This window comes from Variovorax ureilyticus (assembly GCF_037889935.1).
Lineage (GTDB): Bacteria > Pseudomonadota > Gammaproteobacteria > Burkholderiales > Burkholderiaceae_C > Variovorax > Variovorax ureilyticus.
Genome location: NZ_JBBKZU010000007.1, coordinates 321,654 through 340,379, shown reverse-complemented (window position 1 = coordinate 340,379; position 18,726 = coordinate 321,654). Strand labels below are relative to the sequence as shown.

Annotated in this window: 18 protein-coding genes; 3 read left to right on the top strand and 15 right to left on the bottom strand. The window is 65.9% G+C overall.

Annotated features, from left to right (window positions below; all coding sequences use genetic code 11):
• The first annotated feature begins 34 nt into the window (after nt 1-34).
• Together WKW77_RS18475 and WKW77_RS18470 are read left to right on the top strand one after the other, a co-directional pair.
• On the top strand, nt 35-1,132 hold the full coding sequence (locus tag WKW77_RS18475) for an ABC transporter substrate-binding protein (RefSeq protein ID WP_340358311.1): 1,098 nt from the start codon (nt 35-37) through the stop codon (nt 1,130-1,132).
• 36 nt (nt 1,133-1,168) lie between these two features.
• Complete coding sequence (locus tag WKW77_RS18470) at nt 1,169-2,290, top strand: FAD-dependent monooxygenase (RefSeq protein WP_340358310.1); 1,122 nt, start codon at nt 1,169-1,171, stop codon at nt 2,288-2,290.
• Nucleotides 2,291-2,304: 14 nt separating this feature from the next.
• On the opposite strand, the gene WKW77_RS18465 is transcribed toward WKW77_RS18470, so the two are convergent.
• From WKW77_RS18465 to WKW77_RS18415, 11 genes are all read right to left on the bottom strand, one after another.
• Complete coding sequence (locus WKW77_RS18465; protein ID WP_340358309.1) at nt 2,305-2,931, bottom strand: EthD domain-containing protein; 627 nt, start codon at nt 2,929-2,931, stop codon at nt 2,305-2,307.
• Nucleotides 2,932-2,939: 8 nt separating this feature from the next.
• A complete protein-coding gene (locus WKW77_RS18460; RefSeq protein ID WP_340358308.1) occupies nt 2,940-4,100 on the bottom strand; it encodes an MFS transporter in 1,161 nt (386 codons plus the stop codon).
• Nucleotides 4,101-4,150: 50 nt separating this feature from the next.
• Entirely contained in the window at nt 4,151-4,837 is a 687-nt protein-coding gene (locus tag WKW77_RS18455; protein ID WP_340358307.1) for an EthD domain-containing protein, read from the bottom strand.
• A gap of 2 nt (nt 4,838-4,839) precedes the next feature.
• Nucleotides 4,840-5,799: an MBL fold metallo-hydrolase gene (locus WKW77_RS18450; RefSeq protein ID WP_340358306.1), complete on the bottom strand. Its 960-nt coding sequence runs from the start codon at nt 5,797-5,799 to the stop codon at nt 4,840-4,842.
• A 34-nt stretch (nt 5,800-5,833) separates the two neighbouring features.
• Nucleotides 5,834-6,979, bottom strand: a complete 1,146-nt coding sequence (locus WKW77_RS18445; RefSeq protein ID WP_340358305.1) for an NADH:flavin oxidoreductase/NADH oxidase — start codon at nt 6,977-6,979, stop codon at nt 5,834-5,836.
• 10 nt (nt 6,980-6,989) lie between these two features.
• Nucleotides 6,990-7,700 carry an ABC transporter ATP-binding protein gene (locus WKW77_RS18440; RefSeq protein ID WP_340358304.1) on the bottom strand — a complete coding sequence of 237 codons (711 nt, stop codon included), beginning with the start codon at nt 7,698-7,700 and terminating at the stop codon, nt 6,990-6,992.
• Between the two features lie 12 nt (nt 7,701-7,712).
• Nucleotides 7,713-9,509: a branched-chain amino acid ABC transporter ATP-binding protein/permease gene (locus WKW77_RS18435; RefSeq protein WP_340358303.1), complete on the bottom strand. Its 1,797-nt coding sequence runs from the start codon at nt 9,507-9,509 to the stop codon at nt 7,713-7,715.
• The gene (locus WKW77_RS18430) at nt 9,506-10,429 is read right to left on the bottom strand and encodes a branched-chain amino acid ABC transporter permease (RefSeq protein WP_340358302.1); all 924 of its coding nucleotides are present in this window, start codon (nt 10,427-10,429) and stop codon (nt 9,506-9,508) included. The genes WKW77_RS18435 and WKW77_RS18430 overlap by 4 nt, the downstream gene beginning before the upstream one ends.
• Nucleotides 10,430-10,491: 62 nt before the next feature.
• Complete coding sequence (locus WKW77_RS18425; RefSeq protein WP_340358301.1) at nt 10,492-11,682, bottom strand: ABC transporter substrate-binding protein; 1,191 nt, start codon at nt 11,680-11,682, stop codon at nt 10,492-10,494.
• 79 nt (nt 11,683-11,761) lie between these two features.
• Nucleotides 11,762-12,520: an SDR family NAD(P)-dependent oxidoreductase gene (locus WKW77_RS18420; RefSeq protein ID WP_422823226.1), complete on the bottom strand. Its 759-nt coding sequence runs from the start codon at nt 12,518-12,520 to the stop codon at nt 11,762-11,764.
• A 45-nt stretch (nt 12,521-12,565) separates the two neighbouring features.
• On the bottom strand, nt 12,566-14,323 hold the full coding sequence (locus WKW77_RS18415; protein ID WP_422823220.1) for an FAD-dependent oxidoreductase: 1,758 nt from the start codon (nt 14,321-14,323) through the stop codon (nt 12,566-12,568).
• A 135-nt stretch (nt 14,324-14,458) separates the two neighbouring features.
• Here WKW77_RS18415 and WKW77_RS18410 point away from each other — a divergent pair, with 135 nt between their 5' ends.
• Nucleotides 14,459-15,283: an IclR family transcriptional regulator gene (locus WKW77_RS18410; RefSeq protein ID WP_340358298.1), complete on the top strand. Its 825-nt coding sequence runs from the start codon at nt 14,459-14,461 to the stop codon at nt 15,281-15,283.
• Between the two features lie 13 nt (nt 15,284-15,296).
• On the opposite strand, the gene WKW77_RS18405 is transcribed toward WKW77_RS18410, so the two are convergent.
• The 4 genes from WKW77_RS18405 to WKW77_RS18390 all read right to left on the bottom strand — a co-directional run bounded on the left by WKW77_RS18405 (nt 15,297) and on the right by WKW77_RS18390 (nt 18,696).
• A complete protein-coding gene (locus tag WKW77_RS18405; RefSeq protein WP_340358297.1) occupies nt 15,297-15,842 on the bottom strand; it encodes a VOC family protein in 546 nt (181 codons plus the stop codon).
• A 9-nt stretch (nt 15,843-15,851) separates the two neighbouring features.
• Nucleotides 15,852-16,076, bottom strand: coding sequence for a DUF2783 domain-containing protein (locus WKW77_RS18400; RefSeq protein WP_340358296.1), 225 nt, complete (start codon nt 16,074-16,076; stop codon nt 15,852-15,854).
• Nucleotides 16,077-16,085: 9 nt separating this feature from the next.
• Nucleotides 16,086-17,741 (bottom strand): FAD-dependent oxidoreductase, encoded by a 1,656-nt coding sequence (locus WKW77_RS18395; RefSeq protein ID WP_340358295.1) that lies wholly within the window; start codon nt 17,739-17,741, stop codon nt 16,086-16,088.
• Nucleotides 17,742-18,024: 283 nt separating this feature from the next.
• Complete coding sequence (locus WKW77_RS18390) at nt 18,025-18,696, bottom strand: acyl-CoA dehydrogenase family protein (RefSeq protein WP_340358294.1); 672 nt, start codon at nt 18,694-18,696, stop codon at nt 18,025-18,027.
• Nucleotides 18,697-18,726: the final 30 nt, after the last annotated feature.

The following is an 18,726-nucleotide window of genomic DNA, read 5'->3' as shown; positions in this document are numbered from 1 at the left end:
CCGTTCAAGCTATTTCTTCCTGAAGGAGTGAACCATGTTGACGCGACGTGATTTCGGCCTGGGCCTCGGCGCCCTGGGCATGACGGCGGGCCTGCCGGGGTGGGCCCAGAACGTGCGGATGATGCGGGTGGCGAACACCGTGGCGGTGAACGATCCGCAGCAGTGCTTCTGCACGGCGGGCCAGCATCCCAAGCTCAACTTCTACAAGCCCAATGGCGTGGACGTGGAGTACGTCAACATGTCGAGCATGACGCAGGCGCTGCAGAGCCTGCGCGGCGGGCATGTGGAGTTCGGGCCGGCCGTGCCCGGCGTGCTGCTGCCGGCCATGGCCAAGGATCCGGGACTCGACCTGGTGGTGGTCTACAAGTGGCTGCCGCGCAATGCCAACGTGATCGTGGTGAAGCCCGGCAGCCCGATCAAAACGGCGGCCGATCTCGCGGGCAAGCGCATCGGCGTTCGCAGCCAGGGCGACACCGGCATCGTCATCACCAGGACCATGCTGGCCGAGCTGGGCCTCAAGGACGACAAGTGCGAGTACATCGCCATCGGCGATGGGGCCCCGGCGGGCGCGGCGATCGACAACGACCGGGTGGACGCGATGGTGGCCTTCGACACCGCCACCGCGCGCATCGAGCTGGTCGGGACGAAACTGCGCTACGTGCCGCTGACGCCGAAGTTCGCGCAACTGGGCTCGGGCTGGATGTGCGTGCCGCGCAAGCTGCTCAAGGAAGACCGCAAGTCGCTGGTGGCGCTGTTCCAGGGCATCGCCAAGTCCACGATCTTCTCGAACGCCAACCTCGACACCGCGATCGATCTGCACTGGGCGGTGTACCCCGAGAGCCGCCCCAAGGGCCGCAGCGAGGACGAGGCGCGCAAGGAACTCGCCTTCATCCTGAAGGACCGCAAGAACAGCTGGATGCGCCGGCCGGACGATCCGGACCAGCGCATGGGCGCGTCGTCCCTGGCCGAATGGAAGGCCAACATCGAGATGACGGCGGAGAGCAGCAAGAACCCGAAGCTCGCCGAGGAACTGGGCGACCCGAACCGGCTGTTCACCAACGAGCTCATCGACGACATCAACGCCTTCGACAAGCAGGCGATCGTGCAGATGGCCAAGGACCTCAAGCTGTAGGCGAACGCGGTCCAACCAGACACCCAGGAGAGCCCCATGGACGTCCTCATTTCCGGAGCCAGCATGGCGGGCCTGTCGGCGGCCCACTGGTTCGCCCGCCTCGGCCACCGGGTCACCGTCGTCGAGCGCGGCGACGGCCTTCGGCCGGGCGGTGCGCCCATCGACGTTCGCGGCCGTGCGCTCGGCACGGCGGAACGCATGGGCATCCTCGCGCGGATCGACGACGAGCGAGTCACCTTCATCGAGCCCGCGCCGGTGCTCGACGGGTCGGGAAGACAGGTGGCCACCCTCGACCTGCGCTGGTTCGCCAACGAGACCGACGAGGACATGGAGATCACGCGGGACCGGCTCAACAAGATCCTGCTGAGCGTCGTGCCCGAGGACGTGGCGTTCCGCTTCAAGGCCTCCATCGCGTCGATGGCCGACGGCCCCGGCGGCGTCGACGTCGGCTTCGCGGACGGGCAGCAGGGCCGATACGACCTGGTGGTGGGCGCGGACGGCCTCCACTCCAACGTGCGCAAGCTCGCCTTCGGGCCGGAGAAGGACTATGTGCGCCACTTCGGCCACTACGTCGCGCTGGTCGACCTGCCGAAGGACCGGGCGTGGGACCGCGCCATGCTCAATGTCCCCGGCCTCACGATTGCCGTGCGCGACGCGGGCGACGGGCCGCAGGGGATGATGCTCGTCGCCAGCCCCGTGATCGACTACGACTACCGCGACTACGACGCACAGCGCGCGATGATCGGCGAGTTTCTCTCGCGCGTCGGCGCCTGGCAGGTGCCTGCCCTGCGCGCGGCGTTCACCGACCCCGCTGCCAGGGGCTTCTACTTCGACTCGGTGAGCCAGACCCACATGCCGAGCTGGATCAAGGGGAACGTCGCGGTGATCGGCGATGCGGGGCACTGCGCCGCGCTGTTGTCGGGCATGGGGACGACGTTGGCGATGGTGGCCGCGGAAACACTCGCGACTACCTGGACCGAGTACGAAGGCAACCTGGAGGCGGCTTCTCCGAGGTATCACGAGCGCCTGCGCCCCTACGTCGACCAGTGCCAGGCATTCGCGCATGAAGGCGCGCCGATCATGGTCCCGTCGACGCAGCAGGCGCTCGACGAGCGCAATGCGACTTTCCGTGCGTATGCCGCGAGGTTCGCGGTGTGACGACGCGGCGCGCTCTATCGGATCTTCAGCTCGTCCATCAGGTAGGCGACACCCGCCGCTTTCGTCAGGGCGAGGCGCACGGCGCCGTCCTGATCGAAAGCCTCGTGCGCGGCCGCCACGCTCTGGAACCAGAGGACGGCAAACCCGTCGGGAGGCGTGGGCTCCGCCCACAGTCTTTCACGGCGTGCCGATGTGGCGGTCCAGTTGAACGCGATCTGCGCCTTCGCGCTGGCCGCGGCGCGTGACAGCTCATCGACGCAGCGCACCCTGCTCTCGAATCCGTCGAGAAGAAAGGGCACGATCACCTTGGCGCCGTGACGGAGCGGATCGCCACCTTCGGTGTCCACGACGCAGAGCGTCCATCCGAGCAGGAAGTTGGGCTCGTCGGCAGGGATGTGGCGCCGACCGACGGCCGAGGCCTGCGCCCGGGCCATGGCCTCGTCGCTGGAGAAATACAGCTCGACGATCCCGTCGACGTTGAACATCGGCTGATCGCCGCTGAACCAGAGCGTCATGTCGACCCGGTTGTGGACGTACTTCGCAATGCCATCCATGCCCAGCGCGAGCTTCGCGTGGGGGCCTGCCCAGTGGCCACGGAAGTCACTGGTCGACATGCCCTGCTTCTTCGCGAGAAGGGTCATTCTTTTCTTCATCTCGGTTCCTTTGCGATCGGGAGTGCGGCGGCAAATACCAGCGCGAGTGCGAGCAGTGCAGGGCCGGCCACGGCGTACCACCAGCTCGTCCACCCATGCGCGGTCAACCACGCCGCGGCCGTCACGCCGGCAGACTGCCCCATGAACAAGGCGCAGGCGAAGAGCGACACCGCGGTCCCGCGCGCGGTGGACGACAGGCTGGCACCGCAGGCCTGCAGCGTGTTGTGCAACATGTAGAAGCCGCATCCAGCGGTGAGCGAGGCGACCAGTGCCCACGCCCAGTGATTCATCGTCGCGATGACGAGAAATGAAGCGCACAGGAGCACGCCCCCGCCGATGGCCAGCCTCGGGGGTGGCAGCCGATGGAGGAGCCATCGGGCCGAACGTGAGTAGACGATCCCACCGACGCCGAACATGGCGAGGATGCCGCCGGCGGTCGACAGCGGCAGCTCGAACCGTTGGTGAAGGAGGACCGGCAGGAAGGCCAATGCGCCAAACACCAGTGCGCCTTCCGCGAATGTGACCGACAGCAGATGTCGAGCCCAGGCGATCGACAGGACCGAGCTGAAGCGCGCGAGGAGAGACAGTTGCGCATGCGACGGGACCGGCCGCGCGTGCGCAGCGGCGAACACCAGCGCTCCGATCGCCACGAAGCCTGACGCCATGATCGCGAATGCCGATCGCCAGCCGATCGTTTCGGCGGCGATGCCGCCGGCCCAGGAACCCGCCATCATGCCGGTGACGGTGAAGGTCAGGAGGCGAGCGAGGACGACCTGACGCTCGCCCGGAGGCACGCGGTCGGCCAGCCACGCCATCGTCAACGGAATGATGCCGCCGGCTGCCGCACCCATCGCCGCACGACTGAGCACAAGCATCGGCAACGTCGTGGACATCGCCGCGCCAACCGCGCCCATGCCGCAAAGGATCGCAGCCACGCCGGCCACCAGCGGTTTGCCGAATCGGTCGCCAAGCGGGCCATACACGATCTGCAGGACGCCATAGGCGATCGCAAATGCCGAGACGGCGCCGGAAGCCGCGGCGGCCTCCACGCCGAAGCTGGCGCCCAAGGCCGGCAGCATGGCATCGCACAGCCGCATCGAGGCCATGCTGGCGAAACCCGCCAGGGACAGCACAAGGATCTGGAGTCTGGACGGCATGGTCGGCGTCCGGCGCGTACGGGCCGGCGCGTCTCGCTTGCGATCGGCCCCTAGACGACCGCCACGGTGTCGACGAGGAAGGTCGTGATCTCGTCGATGAACGTCTTCGCGTGCGCCATCGCCTCGATGCCTGCAGGCGAAGCGAATGCGGAGTTCAGCGCTTCGGCATCCTCGAACCACAGCTCGACGATGCCGTCGATGGGCATGCTTTCGTAGCCGACCGTCGTTCCCTTTGGATCTTCCCGATGGGTGATCAGGTTCTGACGGTAGCCGAGCACGCCCGGCAAAGCCCTGGCCAACGGACCGTGCACCGCACGCCATTCGTGGGCGAACTTCTCCGAACTCACGTCAGGCCGGCGGCGCAACAGCGACATCCGCTTGATGCCCTTGCCCGGTGCGGGCGGCTCGAGCACGACGTTCGACTCGGCCGACACGATCCTCAGGCGGCCGATGAAGTGGTTCTCGTCATCGATCAGGCGCTGGCTCAGGGAGCCCGAGAACGCCTGGTCCATCCCCGCGACGCCATCGAACCAGAGCTGGGAAATGCCGTCCAGCATTTCAGGGCCTCGCTTGTGAGAGATCCCACGCTGGGCCGCGTCCGTGACGTGGTTCTGGTGATACCGGACAAGGCCAGGAAGCTCACTGGCCAGTTTCGAATGCTCGTCCTTCCAATAGGCGCGAAACCGCTCCATCGTCCAGTCGCGCTTCTTGTTGATCAGGCCCATGCGAAGCGTCATCTTCAGCCCTCCAGGGATTCCCACATCTGGCGATCGCGCTCGGCCGTCCAGATGCGCGGGTCGGCGTACTTCGTCGCCTCGTCGTAGCAGCGCGTCACGTCGAAGGGCATGCAGTGGTCGAAGATCACCCAGTGGCCGTACTTGGGCTTGAGCCTGGCGAAGGTTTCCTTGTAGACCGTGTTCAGGTCCTTCCCTGCCTTGGCGCCCTCGCTCACGCTGGCCCACACGTCGGCGATGAAGTCGCGCGTGCCCGCCAGGCCCTTGGCGACCTCATCCGGCGTGGTCAGCGCCGCGCCGCGTCCGGGCACCAGCGCCTTGGGCTGGAGCGCGGCGAGGTTGTCGAGCGTCTGGGGCCAGTCCTGGAAGTAGGCGTCGCCCGCATACGGCGTGGCGTCGAATTCGACCAGGTCGCCCGACAGCAGCACCTTCTCGCCCGGCAGCCAGACGACGGTGTCGCCCTTGGTGTGGCCGCGGCCCAGTTGCAGCAGCTGCACTTCGAGCTTGCCGAGCCACACGGTCATCTTGCCGGTGAAGGTCATCGTCGGCCAGGTCATGCCCGGCGGCACGGTCTCGACGCCGGCGAACAGGCGCGGGAAGCGGCCGATCTCGCTGGCCTTGTCCTGCTCGCCGCGCTCGACGATGAGGTCGTAGGTGTCCTGGCTGGCGAGGATGTGGTCGGCCCCGTAGGCGCTCGCGCCGAGCACGCGCACCGCGTGGTAGTGCGTGAGCACCACGTACTTGATGGGCTTGTCGGTGACTTCGCGGATGCGCCGGATCACGTCCTGCGCCATCGCCGGCGTGGCCTGGGTGTCGGCCACCAGCACGCAGTCGTCGCCGATCACGATGCCGGTGTTGGGGTCGCCCTCGGCGGTGTAGGCCCAGGCGTGCTCGGAAATCTGGCTGAAGGTGACACTCTTCTCTTCCAGGTCGGCCGCCGAGGCAAAGTTCTTCGTGGCGCTCATTCGTTCGCTCCAATCGTGATGGGGGGTTTTGAAATCAGTCCGCCTTTTGTGCATCGAGGCGGTCGAAAAACACCTGTCGCTTCTCCAGCCAGACGCGATGCCGGATGTTCCAGTCGCGGTACTTCGGGTCTCGCTGCAGCGTTGCCTGTGCGTGCACAGGCCAATAGGGGTCGTAGAGGGCCTCGCGGCCGATCGCGACGAGATCCGCGGAACCGGAGCCGACGACCTCTTCGGCCTGCCGTGCGTCCACGATCATTCCGACCGCCTGCGTCGTGGCGCCGGTGTCGCGCTTGATGCGCCGCGAGAACGGCACCTGGAAACCCAGGCCGCGCGGAACCGGCAGCGCCTTGGTCTGCTCGGTCAGGCCACCGGAGGAGCAATCGATGACATCGACGCCCACTGCCTGGAGAGCTCGCACCAGCGCGACGGTGTCGTCGACGTCCCAGCCTCCGACGGCTCCATCCACCACCGAGAGGCGGCACCACAGCGGCTTTTCATCGGGCCAGGCCGCACGAACGCCCCGGGCGATGCGGATGGCCAGTCGCATGCGTCCCTCGCGACTGCCTCCATATTCATCGGTGCGCAGATTCGAGATCGGCGAGAGGAAGCTCGTGACCAGATAGCCATGCCCGAAATGAAGCTCGATCGCGTCGAAGCCGGCTGCATCGGATCGCCGCGTCGAATCGACGAACTGCTGCACGACCTCGTCGATGTCGCCCTGCGTCATCTCGTCAGGCACCGACCAGCCTTCACCGGCAGCGACGGGGCTCGGACCGATTCGAATCCAGCGCGGGTCCACCTCGGACATCTCTTCCGGGCTCAGTGCCTCGCCGCCTTCCCACAGGGCCTTGCTGCCCGCCTTGCGGCCCGCATGACCGAGCTGGATGCCGATGGCTGCGCCGTGTTCGTGAACGAAGTCCACCACGTTCTTCCATGGCGCCACATGCGCATCGAGCCACATGCCCGCATCGTCCTTGCCGATCCGGCCGACGGGAGAGACCGCCGTGCTCTCCGTGAAGATCAGCCCCGCACCGCCGAGGGCGAACTTTCCGAGATGCACCAGGTGCCAGTTGTTCGCAAACCCCCCCGGCGCCGCGTGCTGCATCATGGGCGAGATGACGATGCGGTTCTTCAGTCGAAGCGAACGAACCTGCAACGGCTCGAACAGCGCTGCTGTCATCGTGAGTTCCTCAATGCGTTCCGAGGTAGGCCGCCCGCACGGCCGGGTCCTTCAGGAGCTGCGCGCCGGTGCCCTGCAATGTGATCAGCCCCGTTTCGAGGACATACGCGCGATCGGCCACGGCGAGCGCCTGGTTCGCCATCTGCTCGACCAGCAGGATGGTGAGTCCGGAGTCGCGCAACGCCGCGATCGACTTGAAGATGTCCGCGATGATCAGCGGCGCGAGGCCGAGCGACGGTTCATCCAGCAGCAGCAGCTTGGGCTCGCTCATCAATGCGCGCGAGATCGCGAGCATCTGCTGCTCGCCACCGGAGAGCGTGCCGGCCATCTGCTGTGCACGCTCCTTCAGACGCGGGAAGCGCTTGTATTCGCGTTCGACGAGCCGGGCCACGCGATCGGCATCGCTCCGAATGGAGAAGGCGCCGAGCAGCAGGTTTTCGTAGACGGTCTGGTCCGGGAAGACGCCGCGGCCCTCGGGCGAGAGCGCCACGCCGAGCCCCACCCGCCGGTGGGCCGGGACCCGGGAGCAGTCGACGCCGTTGATCAGCAGCTTGCCGCCCGACAGCGGTTCGAGTCCGACGATGCCCTTGAGCAAGGTGCTCTTGCCGGCGCCATTCGCGCCGATGATCGTGACGACCTCACCGGTACGCACTTCCAGCGATACGCCCTTGACGGCCTTGATGGCGCCGTATGCGAGCTCTGCAGAGTCGAGTGTGAGCATGAGGGGGTCCTCTCAGGCAGCGACGCGTTCGGGCGCATCGCTCGTTTCGGTGGCTTCGGTTCCCAGGTAGGCCTGCACCACCTTCGGGTTCGCCTGCACCTGTGCCGGCGTCCCTTCAGCGATCTTCACGCCGTAGTCGAGAACGATCACGTGATCCGAGATGCGCATGACCATGTCCATGTGGTGCTCGACCATCAGGATCGAGAGGCCCATGCGGCTGATGCGCACCAGCAGGTCGCCGAGCTCGGCCGTCTCCTGCGGATTGAGGCCGGCAGCCGGTTCGTCGAGCAACAGCAGTTCCGGATCCGTGGCCAGCGCGCGGGCGAGTTCCACCCGCCGCTGCAAGCCGTACGGCAGGCTGCCTGCCGGCGCGTCGGCCAGATGCGAGAGACCCACCAGTTGCAGCAGCGCGAGCGATCGGTCCTTGGCTGCTGCTTCTTCCTTCCTGGAGCTCGGCAACGCCAGCAACGACGCGAAGAACCCGTTGCGCATCCGCGAATGGCGACCGAGCATCACGTTGTCCAGCACCGAGAGATCGCCGAACAGGCGGAGGTTCTGGAAGGTGCGCCCCATGCCGAGACAGCAGATCTGGTGCGCCGGCTTGCCGACCATGCTCTGCCCGCCGAACGTGATCTCGCCCGAATCCGGCGGAACGACGCCGGTGAGCATGTTGATCATCGTGCTCTTGCCGGCGCCGTTGGGGCCGATCAAGGCGTGCACATGACCGCGCTTGAGCCGGTACGACACGCTCTGGGCAGGCTTCACGCCACCGTAGGCCTTCGACAGGTCCTTGACGGTGAGCAGCTCTTCGCCGCCGGCCTTCCTCAGGTTCAGCTGGCAGGCTGCGCCCGCGGACGCCCGCTCGGTCGAACCTCTTGCGCGACGGCCCAGCATCCGGTTCAGGACGCCCATCACGCCACCCGGCATCACGTACAGCGCGAACAGCAGCAGTGCCCCATACACGAAGTGCTGCACCGACGGCCAGTTGGACAGCGCGGCATCGATGATCGTGAGGCCCACCGCGCCGACCAGCGGCCCGTAGGTGGAGCCGACGCCTCCGAACAGCACCAGCAGAAGGATGAAGATCGACAGGTGGAAGTTGATGAAGTCGGAGTTGATGTACTGGTTCTGTTGAGCCACCAGCGCACCGGCCAGGCCGCAGGTCACCGCGGCCACGACGAAGGCCGTGACCTTGCCGCGATAGACGCGCACACCGACCGACGAGGCCGCGATCTCGTCGGCCTGCAGGGACAGCCACGCGCGACCCAAGCGGCCGGACACCAGGTTGCGGATCAACAGATGCGCCACCGCACACAGACCGAGTGCGAACCAGACCCACTGATTCATGCTCAAGGCCTGGCCCTGCCATGTCGGCGCGCGGATGCCGAACAGGCCCTGGGCGCCGCCGAAGACGTCGGTCCATTCGGTCACGAGCTTCTCGATCACGATGCCGAACGCGAGCGTCACCATCGCGAGGTAAGGCCCCTTCACGCGAAGCGACGGAAGCGCGACCAGCACGCCGCAGACGCCGGAGATCAAGCCGCCCAGACCGAGTGCCAGCCAGGGATCGATGTCCGTCCTGGTCGTGAGGAGCGCCACGGAATAGGCACCGGCCGCGAAGAGGCCCGCCTGGCCCAGCGACTTCTGGCCCGCGTAGCCGACCAGCACGTTCATGCCGACACCGCAGAGGTAGTACACGCACATCATGAAGGCGATGCGCAGGTAGTAGTCGTTCGAGATGCCGCCGGTCACGACGACGAGGACGGCGACCGCAGCGAAGACGGCCAACGGATGCTTGAGGCTTTTCATACCTTCTCCACCATCTTGGAGCCGAACAGGCCGTTCGGCCGGAAGGCGAGGACCAGGATGACCAGCACGAAGATCACCACTTCGCGCCACTGCGCAGACCACAGGTTGACGAAGGATTCGAGAACCCCGAGCAGGAAGCCGCCGATGACGCAGCCGCGGGCGTTGTTCAGCCCGCCGATCATTGCGGCGGAGAAGCCCTTCAGGCCCACGGCCACGCCCATGAAGAGCGAGGCCTGCGCGATCGGCGCGAGCATGAAGCCCGAGAGGCCGGCCAGCGCCGAACTGATCACGAAGGCGCCGACCATGACGAGCGTCACGTTGATGCCCATGAGGCTCGCCACATTGGGACTCTGGGCGACCGCGCGCATCGCCTTGCCCATCATCGTGCGGCGCATCACGTGGTCGAACGCGAACATGATCACCAGCGAGACGCCGAGCATGAGCATCTCCTGCGGGCGCACGCCGATGCCGAGCAGTCGGATGACGTCGTCGCCGACCGGACTGGGGACGACCACCGGCTTGGGGCCCCAGATCGCCAGACCGATGCTTTGCAGGATGACGCCGAAGCCCAGCGTGCTCATCACCCAGGCCATCCCGGGGCGGCGCGCGAAGGGCCTCACGCCCAGCAGGAAGAGCAGCCATCCGATCAGGCCCATTACCACGACCGCCGCCACCAAGGCGCCGAGCTGGCCGAACATGCCCGGGTTGTCGCCACCGAACGAAGTCGATGTCAACGGCTTGCCGACGGCAAGGAAGAGCACGCTCATCCCGATGAACGCGCCTGCCGATACGAACTCCCCGTGCGAGAAGTTCAAGGTCTTGGTGGTGGTGAACGTCACGCTGAAGCCAAGCGCGATGAGCGCATAGGCGCTGCCTACCGCCAGGCCGCTGATCAGCGCCTGCAACAGTGCTGCATCCATGATGGGTCTCCGTCTTGATGAGGGTTCGCTTCGCGTCGGGAAGCGAACCCTCGTTGTGGCTATCAGCGCTTGTAGTCGTCCGTCTTGAGCGACTTGATCACGTCGTCGCTGAACTGCACCAGCTGGTCGTTGTTCCACTTCACGAAGGCCAGGTCGCTGGCGGTCAGGCCTTCATGGGTCGTCTTGCTGAACGGCTTGTTGTAGGTCTTCATCACGCCGTTCACCGGCGCGTTGAGGTTCTCGAGTGCCTCGCGCACCTTGGCGCCATCGGTCGTTCCGGCCTGCTTGATCGCCTCCGCGACAAGGAGCGTCGCGTCGTAGCCGTGGATGACGAACGGGAACGCGCTCGGCGCGGCCAGCTTCGACGAAGTGCGCTCGAAGAGCTTCTTCTGCGCGGGCGTCGTGGGGTTGACGATGGTCCGCATGAAGATCGGCTTGCTCGCCAAGGTCTTGCCGGCCGCATCGAAGAAGGTGATGTTGTCCGCAGCCCAGGAGCTGAGCACCGTCGGGAAGTAGTTGACCTTCTCCATGCTGCGCACGAGCTGGCCGGTCGGCGTGCCCTGCGCCCAGACCAGGATCGTGTCGACGCCTGCGGCCTTCATCTTGTTGAGCTGCGAGGTCATGTCGGTATCGCCCACGCCGAACTTCTCGGTCGCCAGCGGCGTGAGGCCCTGCATCTTGACCACCTCTTCGAGGTCCTTGAGGCCGCCCTGACCGTAGCCGGTGGTCTCGCCCATCAGGCCGATCTTCTTGCTGCCGCTCTTGGCGGCGTAGGCGGCCAGCGCGGCGATCTGCTCGCGATCGACCATGGAGACGCGGAACATGTAGTTGTCCGCGCCGACGCTCATGGGCTTGGTGATGTCCGTGCCCGAGCCGATCATCCCCATCGAGACCACCTTCTTCTGGTTGGGGATGTGGCGCCATGCCAGTGCGTTGCCCGAGTTGGTCGGACCGAACACCGCCACCACCTTCTCGTTGTCGATCAGGTCGCTCATGTTCTGGATCGACTTGGGCGGCTGCGACTGGTCGTCGCGAACGACCAGCGTCAACTTGCGACCCAGCACGCCGCCGGCCGCGTTGATGTCGGCGATGGCGGCCTCGATGCCCAGCACCCCGGCCTTGCCGCTTTGCGCGGAGGGCGATGCGGACAGGTCGCCGTTGAATCCCAGCTTGATGTCCTGCGCGCTCGCGGCCGCTGCGGCGACGACGCCGGCGACGAGGAGGGTTCGCTTGAAGATCTTGGTCATGCTCATGGCTGTCTCCAGTGATGGTGTTGTTCGGCCCGTCGAGGGGCCCGGTTGCAAGAAGGGGAAGTGAAGATCGGGCCGGCCGTCAGGAGGCCAGGAAGCCGCCGTCGATCGGAAGCGTGACGCCGGTCACGTAGCTGGCCATCTCCGAAGCGAGGAAGACGACGGGGCCGACCAGTTCCTCGGGCTGCCCGACGCGCGCCATGGGGGTGCGCATCATGAATCTGTCCAGGCGCTCCGGGGCTTCACGCGTGTAGGAAGTCATGGGCGTCTCGATGACGCCGGGCGCGATCGCGTTCACGCGGATGTGGTCCTTGGCCAGTTCCACCGCGAGGGCCTGCGTCAGCATCTTGACCGCGCCCTTGGACGGCGAGTAGCCGACCACGTTGGGAATGCCGGTGGTCGAAGCGATCGAGCCGACGTTGATGATCACGCCCCTGGACTCGCGCAACGCGCCCAGCCAGGCATGGATCGGATGGAAGGTGCCCATCACGTTCACGTCGAGCGTGCGCTCGAGGTTGGCCGCGACCTCGGGGCTGTCGAGTCCCTCGCGGATGATGATGCCGGCGTTGTTGACCAGGATGTCGATGTTGCCGACCTCGCCGGCCACCTTCTCCGCGATCGCCCGGCACGCCTCGCCGGAGGTCACGTCCAGCTTGTACGCCACCGCGTTGCCGCCGTGGCCGTTGATCTCATCGGCGACCATCTTCGCGCTCTCTTCATTCAGGTCGGTGACGACGACCTTGGCGCCGGCCTTGGAGAGGCCTTTGGCAATGGCCTTGCCGTTGCCCTGCCCTGCGCCTGTCACCAGCGCGAGGCGTCCTTCGAGCACCTGCGGTGCCATGAGCTTGGAGATTTCCACTTGTCTTTCCTTGGGATGGATGGGGCGTCACGCCGCGTGTGCGTGCTGTCGCTGCACAGCCGGCCGTGATGGCGCGGCGTCGATGCGTTCGGTGCGCTTGGCGAGGGTCTGTCCGACGACGTAGCCGAAGGTGAGTGCCGGGCCGAGCGTGATCCCTGCCCCCGGATAGTTGCCGCCCATGATGCTGGCGGCGTCGTTGCCCACCGCGTAGAGCCCCTTCACGGGCTGGCCGGCGCTGGTGAGGACCTGGCACGAAGCATCCGTGGCGAGGCCCGCGAAGGTGCCGATCTCGCCGACGACGATCTTGAGCGCGTAGAACGGGCCCTTGCGGATCGGCGCCATGCAGGGATTCGGCGTGACCAGCGAATCGCCCTGGTAGCGGTTGTACGCGGTGCTGCCCTTGGCGAACCGGCTGTCGACGCCCGAGGACGCATCGCGATTGAAGGTCTCGACCTCTTCCTTCAGGGCGCCAGCAGGAACGCCAATGAGCTTGGCCAGTTCCTCGAGGCTGTGGGCGCGCTTGAGGTAGCCGCTCTTCAAATGCTTGCCGATGGGCAGCGGGAACGGAGCCACCGCGCCGAGTCCATATTCGCGCAGGTGCTGGTGGTCGCAGATGAGCCAGGCGCCGACTTCGGGCGCGCCCTTGCTGGCCTTCACGAGATCCTGGACGAAGTCGTGGTACGACAGCGCCTCGTTCGTGAAGCGCCGCCCCTTCGCGGTCACGGCGATCACGCCGGGCTTCGCGCGGTCGATGAAGTGCGGCATGACGCCCTGGGAGCCGTCCTTGCGCTTCGTCACGGAGGTCGGGCACCAGGCGGCGGCGTTCGGAATGGTGGGGTCGACCCATCCGCCCACGGACTCGCCGAGCCGCAGGCCGTCGCCCGTGTTGAGCTCCGGCGAGGGCGTGAAATGCTCGCGACCCGTGGGCGCATGCGGGAACAGCTGCTTGCGGCGTTCGATGTCATGCGGGAACCCCCCGCACGCCAGAACGACGCCCCGGCGCGCCCGGACATCGACGGGCGTGCCGTTGCGCACGACCGTGGCACCCACGACCGCATCGCCTTCGACGATCAGCTTCCCGACGGGCGCGTTGAGCCAGACGGGCACGTTCAGGTCCATGCCCGCCTTGGCGAGACGCCCGGCGAGTGCGTTGCCGTTGGTCAGCGTCATTCCGCGGCCGTGCCGGACGACGTCGAGCAGATGGCCACCGAAGCGCTTGGTGACATACCAGAACGATTCGAGCGACTTGAACGCGCGGAGGAAGTGCCAGAGCTCCTTGCCGGAGCCGAGCATCATCCCGAACACCGTCAGCTCCGGGACCGGGGGCGCCAGTTGCGCCACGCGCTCGCCGAGTTCCCGCGCATCGAAGGGACGAGTGACCATCGAACGGCCACCCGGCTGGCCGCCCGGCGCTTCGGCGTGGTAGTCGGGGAAGACCGGCGGCATGTCGAACTGCACGCAGGTCTTGCTGGTGAAGAAGTCGATCGCCTTCGGGCCGTTCTCGATGAAGGCATCCACCCGGGCCGCATCGAAGTGCGTGGTGGCCTCGTGCTGGAGATAGGCGCGGGCGGCACCGGCGGGCTCATGGATGCCCTGCTCCTTCGCGAGCCGGGTGCCGGGAATCCAGAGCCAGCCGCCCGACCGGGCGGTCGTCCCGCCATACACCGGCGCCTTGTCGACCACCAGCACCTGGAGCCCTTCGTAGGCAGCGGTCACCGCTGCCGACATGCCCGACGCGCCGGTGCCGATCACCAGTACGTCGTATTCCGTTTCCTGCTTACTCACCGCCATCTCCTTGAAAGTTGGGCGCCTGCCCGTCGATCCGATGGCGTTAGTATGGTGCTGATGCGTTTGAGATACGCTAATGGTTTACCCTAGACTAATGTTGTCGCTAGAATCAAATCATTAGGAGACATCCCCATGAGCGCACTTCTGGACAGCGAACCCAATGAGCCCGCATCGGAAAAAGAGCGGCGAGGCATCCAGTCGATCGAGGCGGGCGGCCAGCTTCTCCTGGCGCTGGGGACGCACGGGCGGCCCATGCCCTTGCGCGAACTGGCGCGCGCAGCGGACATGGCGCCGGGCAAGGCGCATCCGTATCTGGTGAGCTTTTCCAAGCTGGGCCTGGTGACGCAGGAGTCCTCGACGGGCTACTACTGGCTGGGCCCGACGGCGATGCAGCTGGGCCTGGTGACGCTGCGGATGCTCAATCCGGTGCGGGAGGGCACACCGTTCGCTGAAGACCTGGCACGAGCGACCGGGCACAGCGTGGCGCTGTCGGTCTGGGGCAACCAGGGGCCCACGGTGGTGTTCCTCTTCGAGGCGATCTATCCGCTGCACGTGAACATGCGGACGGGGACCGTCATGTCACTGGCCGGGACCGCGACGGGCCGTCTCTTCGCGGCTTACCTGCCCGCGAAGTTGATCGAGGAATCGATGCTCGAAGACAGCCGACGGCTCGGGCCCGACATCGCGCCGCCGACCGATCCGGAAAATCTGCAGAAGCTGGTGCTGGAAGTGCGCAAGCACGGGCTGTCGCGATCGGTGAACAACCCCACGCCCGGGGTCTGCTCGTTCGCGGCGCCGGTCTTCGACTACTCGGGCAACATCGTGATGGGCATCACGCTGATGGGCCGGTCCTCGTCTTTCGATGCGAGCTGGGACGGACCGCAGGCGAAGGCGGTGAAGGCCTGCGCCTCCGAGGTGTCGAAGCGACTGGGCAATCAGTCTTCACGCGCCACATGACCGGCGCGAGAGTTCACGCCGATTTCCCGAATTCTTTCGCATGCAGGAAGGCCGCGTGCTTCGGCGCGCGCTTGGTCTTCGACCATTCTTCGAGCATGTCCCACTTGACCGCATCCAGTCTGCGGATCATCGCCTCCTCATCCGGGTCGGGACAGGCGAGCTCCACGCGGTGGCCATTCGGATCGAAGAAGTAGATCGAATGAAAGGCCCCGTGGTCCGTGACGCCGAGCACCTCGACCCCGTTGGCTTCGAGGTGCGCACGGAATTCGAGCAGTTCCGCCCGATCCTTGACGCGGAAGGCGATGTGCTGAACCCAATCCGGCGTGTTCGGGTCGCGCCCCATCGGCGGCTGCGTCGGCAGCTCGAAGAAGGCCAGCACATTGCCCTGGCCCGCATCGAGAAAGATGTGCATGTAGGGGTCGGGCGCCTTGGTGGAAGGCACCTGGTCCTCGGCGATGGCCAGCACGAAGTCCATCTTCAGCATCTTCTGATACCAAAGCACGGTTTCCTTCGCGTCCTTGCAGCGGTACGCGACGTGATGAATGCGATCGATCTTCATGGTTGCTCCTCAAGAGTGAGATACGGATGTCACCGGCTGTTCGCCGACGACCCCTTTTCGGGCGAGCTCGAACGCTTCCGCGAGGACGGGGAGGTCCGAAATGTGGTTGGCCAGCAGCAGGACCAGCCGGGCGTTGACGAGATGGCTCTGCGCCGGGGTCAGTCCCTGATGGGCAGCGATCAACGACTCGTACATGTCGTCGTAGCGCAGGCCCGTCGGTCGGGTGTTCAGCATGTGGGACTCCTAGTGGGTGGAAGGGGCGGCGGTCGCCGTGTCCATGGCCGCCATGACTCGGGCGCGGGTGGGTTCACGCCAGCGCGCGCAGACATGCTGGTCCGGACGGATCAGGTACGCCGTTCCGGGGACGGCGTCCAGCCGTGAGGCAAGCAGCCCTTCCGGGTCGAGAACGTCCTTGCCGACGACGAGGGTCCTCACGAACGGCAGGTCCCGCGTCCAGGCCGGGGCTTCCGCGAACACGAGCAAGGTGAAGTCGACGCCGAGCTCCCGAAGCAGCCAGCTGGTTTGACCATTGGCCAGGGTGACCGGCGCATCCGTCAGGACTGCGCCCGGCACCTGCGCGCCCTTGAACGCGTCGACGTCCGGCGTGTTCAGGGGCGACTTGCCGATCACCGCCGGCACGGAGAGGCGTCCGCTGTTGACGATGCGGCGCGCAAAGTCGAAGTCCCGTGCCAGCCCCAGCGCGGCATCGCGGAACAGCCGGCTCACTTCGCTCTTGGGCGTGATGAAGTCGGTCGCGCGCGTGGAGTTCAGGATGTTCTCGTCGGCCGCGTATTCGCGCTCGACGCCGTAGGTCGCGATCAGTGATTCGTCTGCGCGGCCCTTCAGCACCCAATCGAGCTTCCACGCGAGGTTCTCGGCATCCTGCACGCCGCTGTTGGCGCCGCGGGCTCCGAACGGAGAAACGCCATGGGCGCTGTCCCCCGCGAAGATGACCCGTCCGTGCACGAACCGGTCCATGCGCAGGCATGCGAAGGTGTAGACGCTGGCCCACTCGAGCGTGAAGTCGACGTCATGGCCCAGGAGAGCCTTCACGCGCGGAATGATGCGCTGGGGCTTCTTCTCTTCCTCGGGATCCGCATCCCACCCCAGCTGGAAGTCGATCCGCCAGACATCGTCGGGCTCCCGATGCAGCAGAACGCTTTGGTTCGGGTGGAACGGCGGATCGAACCAGAACCAGCGCTCGGCCGGGAAGTCGGCCTTCATCTTCACGTCGGCAATGAGAAAGCGATCCTGGAAGACCCGCCCCTTGCTTTCGAGGCCGAGCAGGCTGCGCACGGTCGATCGCGAGCCATCGCACGCCGCGACCCAGTCGGCCATGACCTGGTAGGGGCCTTCGGGGGTGTCGATCGTGAGAAGGGCCCCATCGTCCCGGTTGTCGATGCCGCTGACCTTGTTGTCCCAGCGGATCTCGGCGTTCGGCAGGCGCAACAGGCGATCGACGAGGTAGGCCTCGCAGTAGTACTGCTGCAGGTTGATGAAGGCGGGACGTTCGTGTCCGGCTTCCGGCAACAGGTCGAACTCGTAGACCTGCCGGTCCTGAAGGAAGACCCGGCCCAGATTCCACGACACACCCTTGTCGACCATCGGCTGCCCCACGCCCAGGCGATCCCAGATCTCCAGCGTCCGCTTGGCGAAGCACAGCGCGCGCGATCCATGCGAGAGGCGGTGGTCGTTGTCGAGCAGCAGGACCTTCTGGCCGCGCTGGGCGAGATCCACCGCAAGCGAAAGGCCGACGGGCCCGGCTCCGACGACGACCACCGGATGGCGCACCGGGGTTCCGGCGTCCTGATCCGGGGATCGCAGATAGGGAAATTCCGTCGCCTGGATGGCTTCGCCCGATGCCTCCAGCAGTCCCGACGTTGGGGTGGCGAGATTCATGTGTTTCTCCTGGCAATGATTTGGGAGTTCGCTTATGACGAATTTATTTGTCAATGCTGAAGAAACGTAGTCTAGCGGTTTGTTAGTTAATAGCAAACTCGTTTGATTAGGTGTAAACCCTTGGATGCCGTGTCGACACGCGATGACGACACTCGGATATGAGCATTTGCGGTGTGTCGCGTACGTCGCTGCGGAGCACCATGAGGAACACCTGCCCACGGCGGGGCCGAGCAGACGCATCGCCTCTCGCTCGGCAGCAGCGCGAGAGATCGGTCGAATTCAGTTAGATCTGATCGCCCCGAAGGGCTTCGAGCACCGGTGTGATCGCGGCGAGCATGGGTGGTCCGTTCACCCATTCGTCCATTCGGAAGAACACGCCATCGAGGGTCACCGAAGCCGTGCGGCTGCCATACAAGGCGTCCCCTTCGTGGTCGATGCCAACCCGCAAACGATCCTCCTCACTGCGCAAGACGACCCACTCGATGGATTTGCCAGCTCGCCGGATCGGTGCGATCAGCAGGAAGCCGATCCATTGAAGGTTCGCGACGGGATCCAGCTGACCGTACAAGCGGTACGCATTGCCGACCTCTTCGGCAAGAAGGGGACATGAGTCAAGCTGGAAAGGTAGCGTTCCAGCGCACTCGCCATTCAGGAGCGAGGGGAGCAGATACTCGCGCACCGCGATGTTCGGCGAGTGAACCAGAGCCTCGATCGCGCTTCGCTGCGCCCACAGGATTCTGGCCACCTGGGGACTGCGCTCAGCCAGCGCTATCGCCCCTTGCGACAGATGTTCGAGCGACTTGCCGTTGCCACCGAGGGCCTCGGGCACGGCACACCTCAGCAGCCCGGAGTCCACGACCTGACGCAAGGCATCGAGCCCCGCGGAGACGACCGTCTCCTTCTGGTTCTCGCGGGCGATGGTCGCGCTCTTCCGGGTCTTGCGTGCAGGCATCATCAAGTGATCATGCAGTCGTTCAGCTGATAG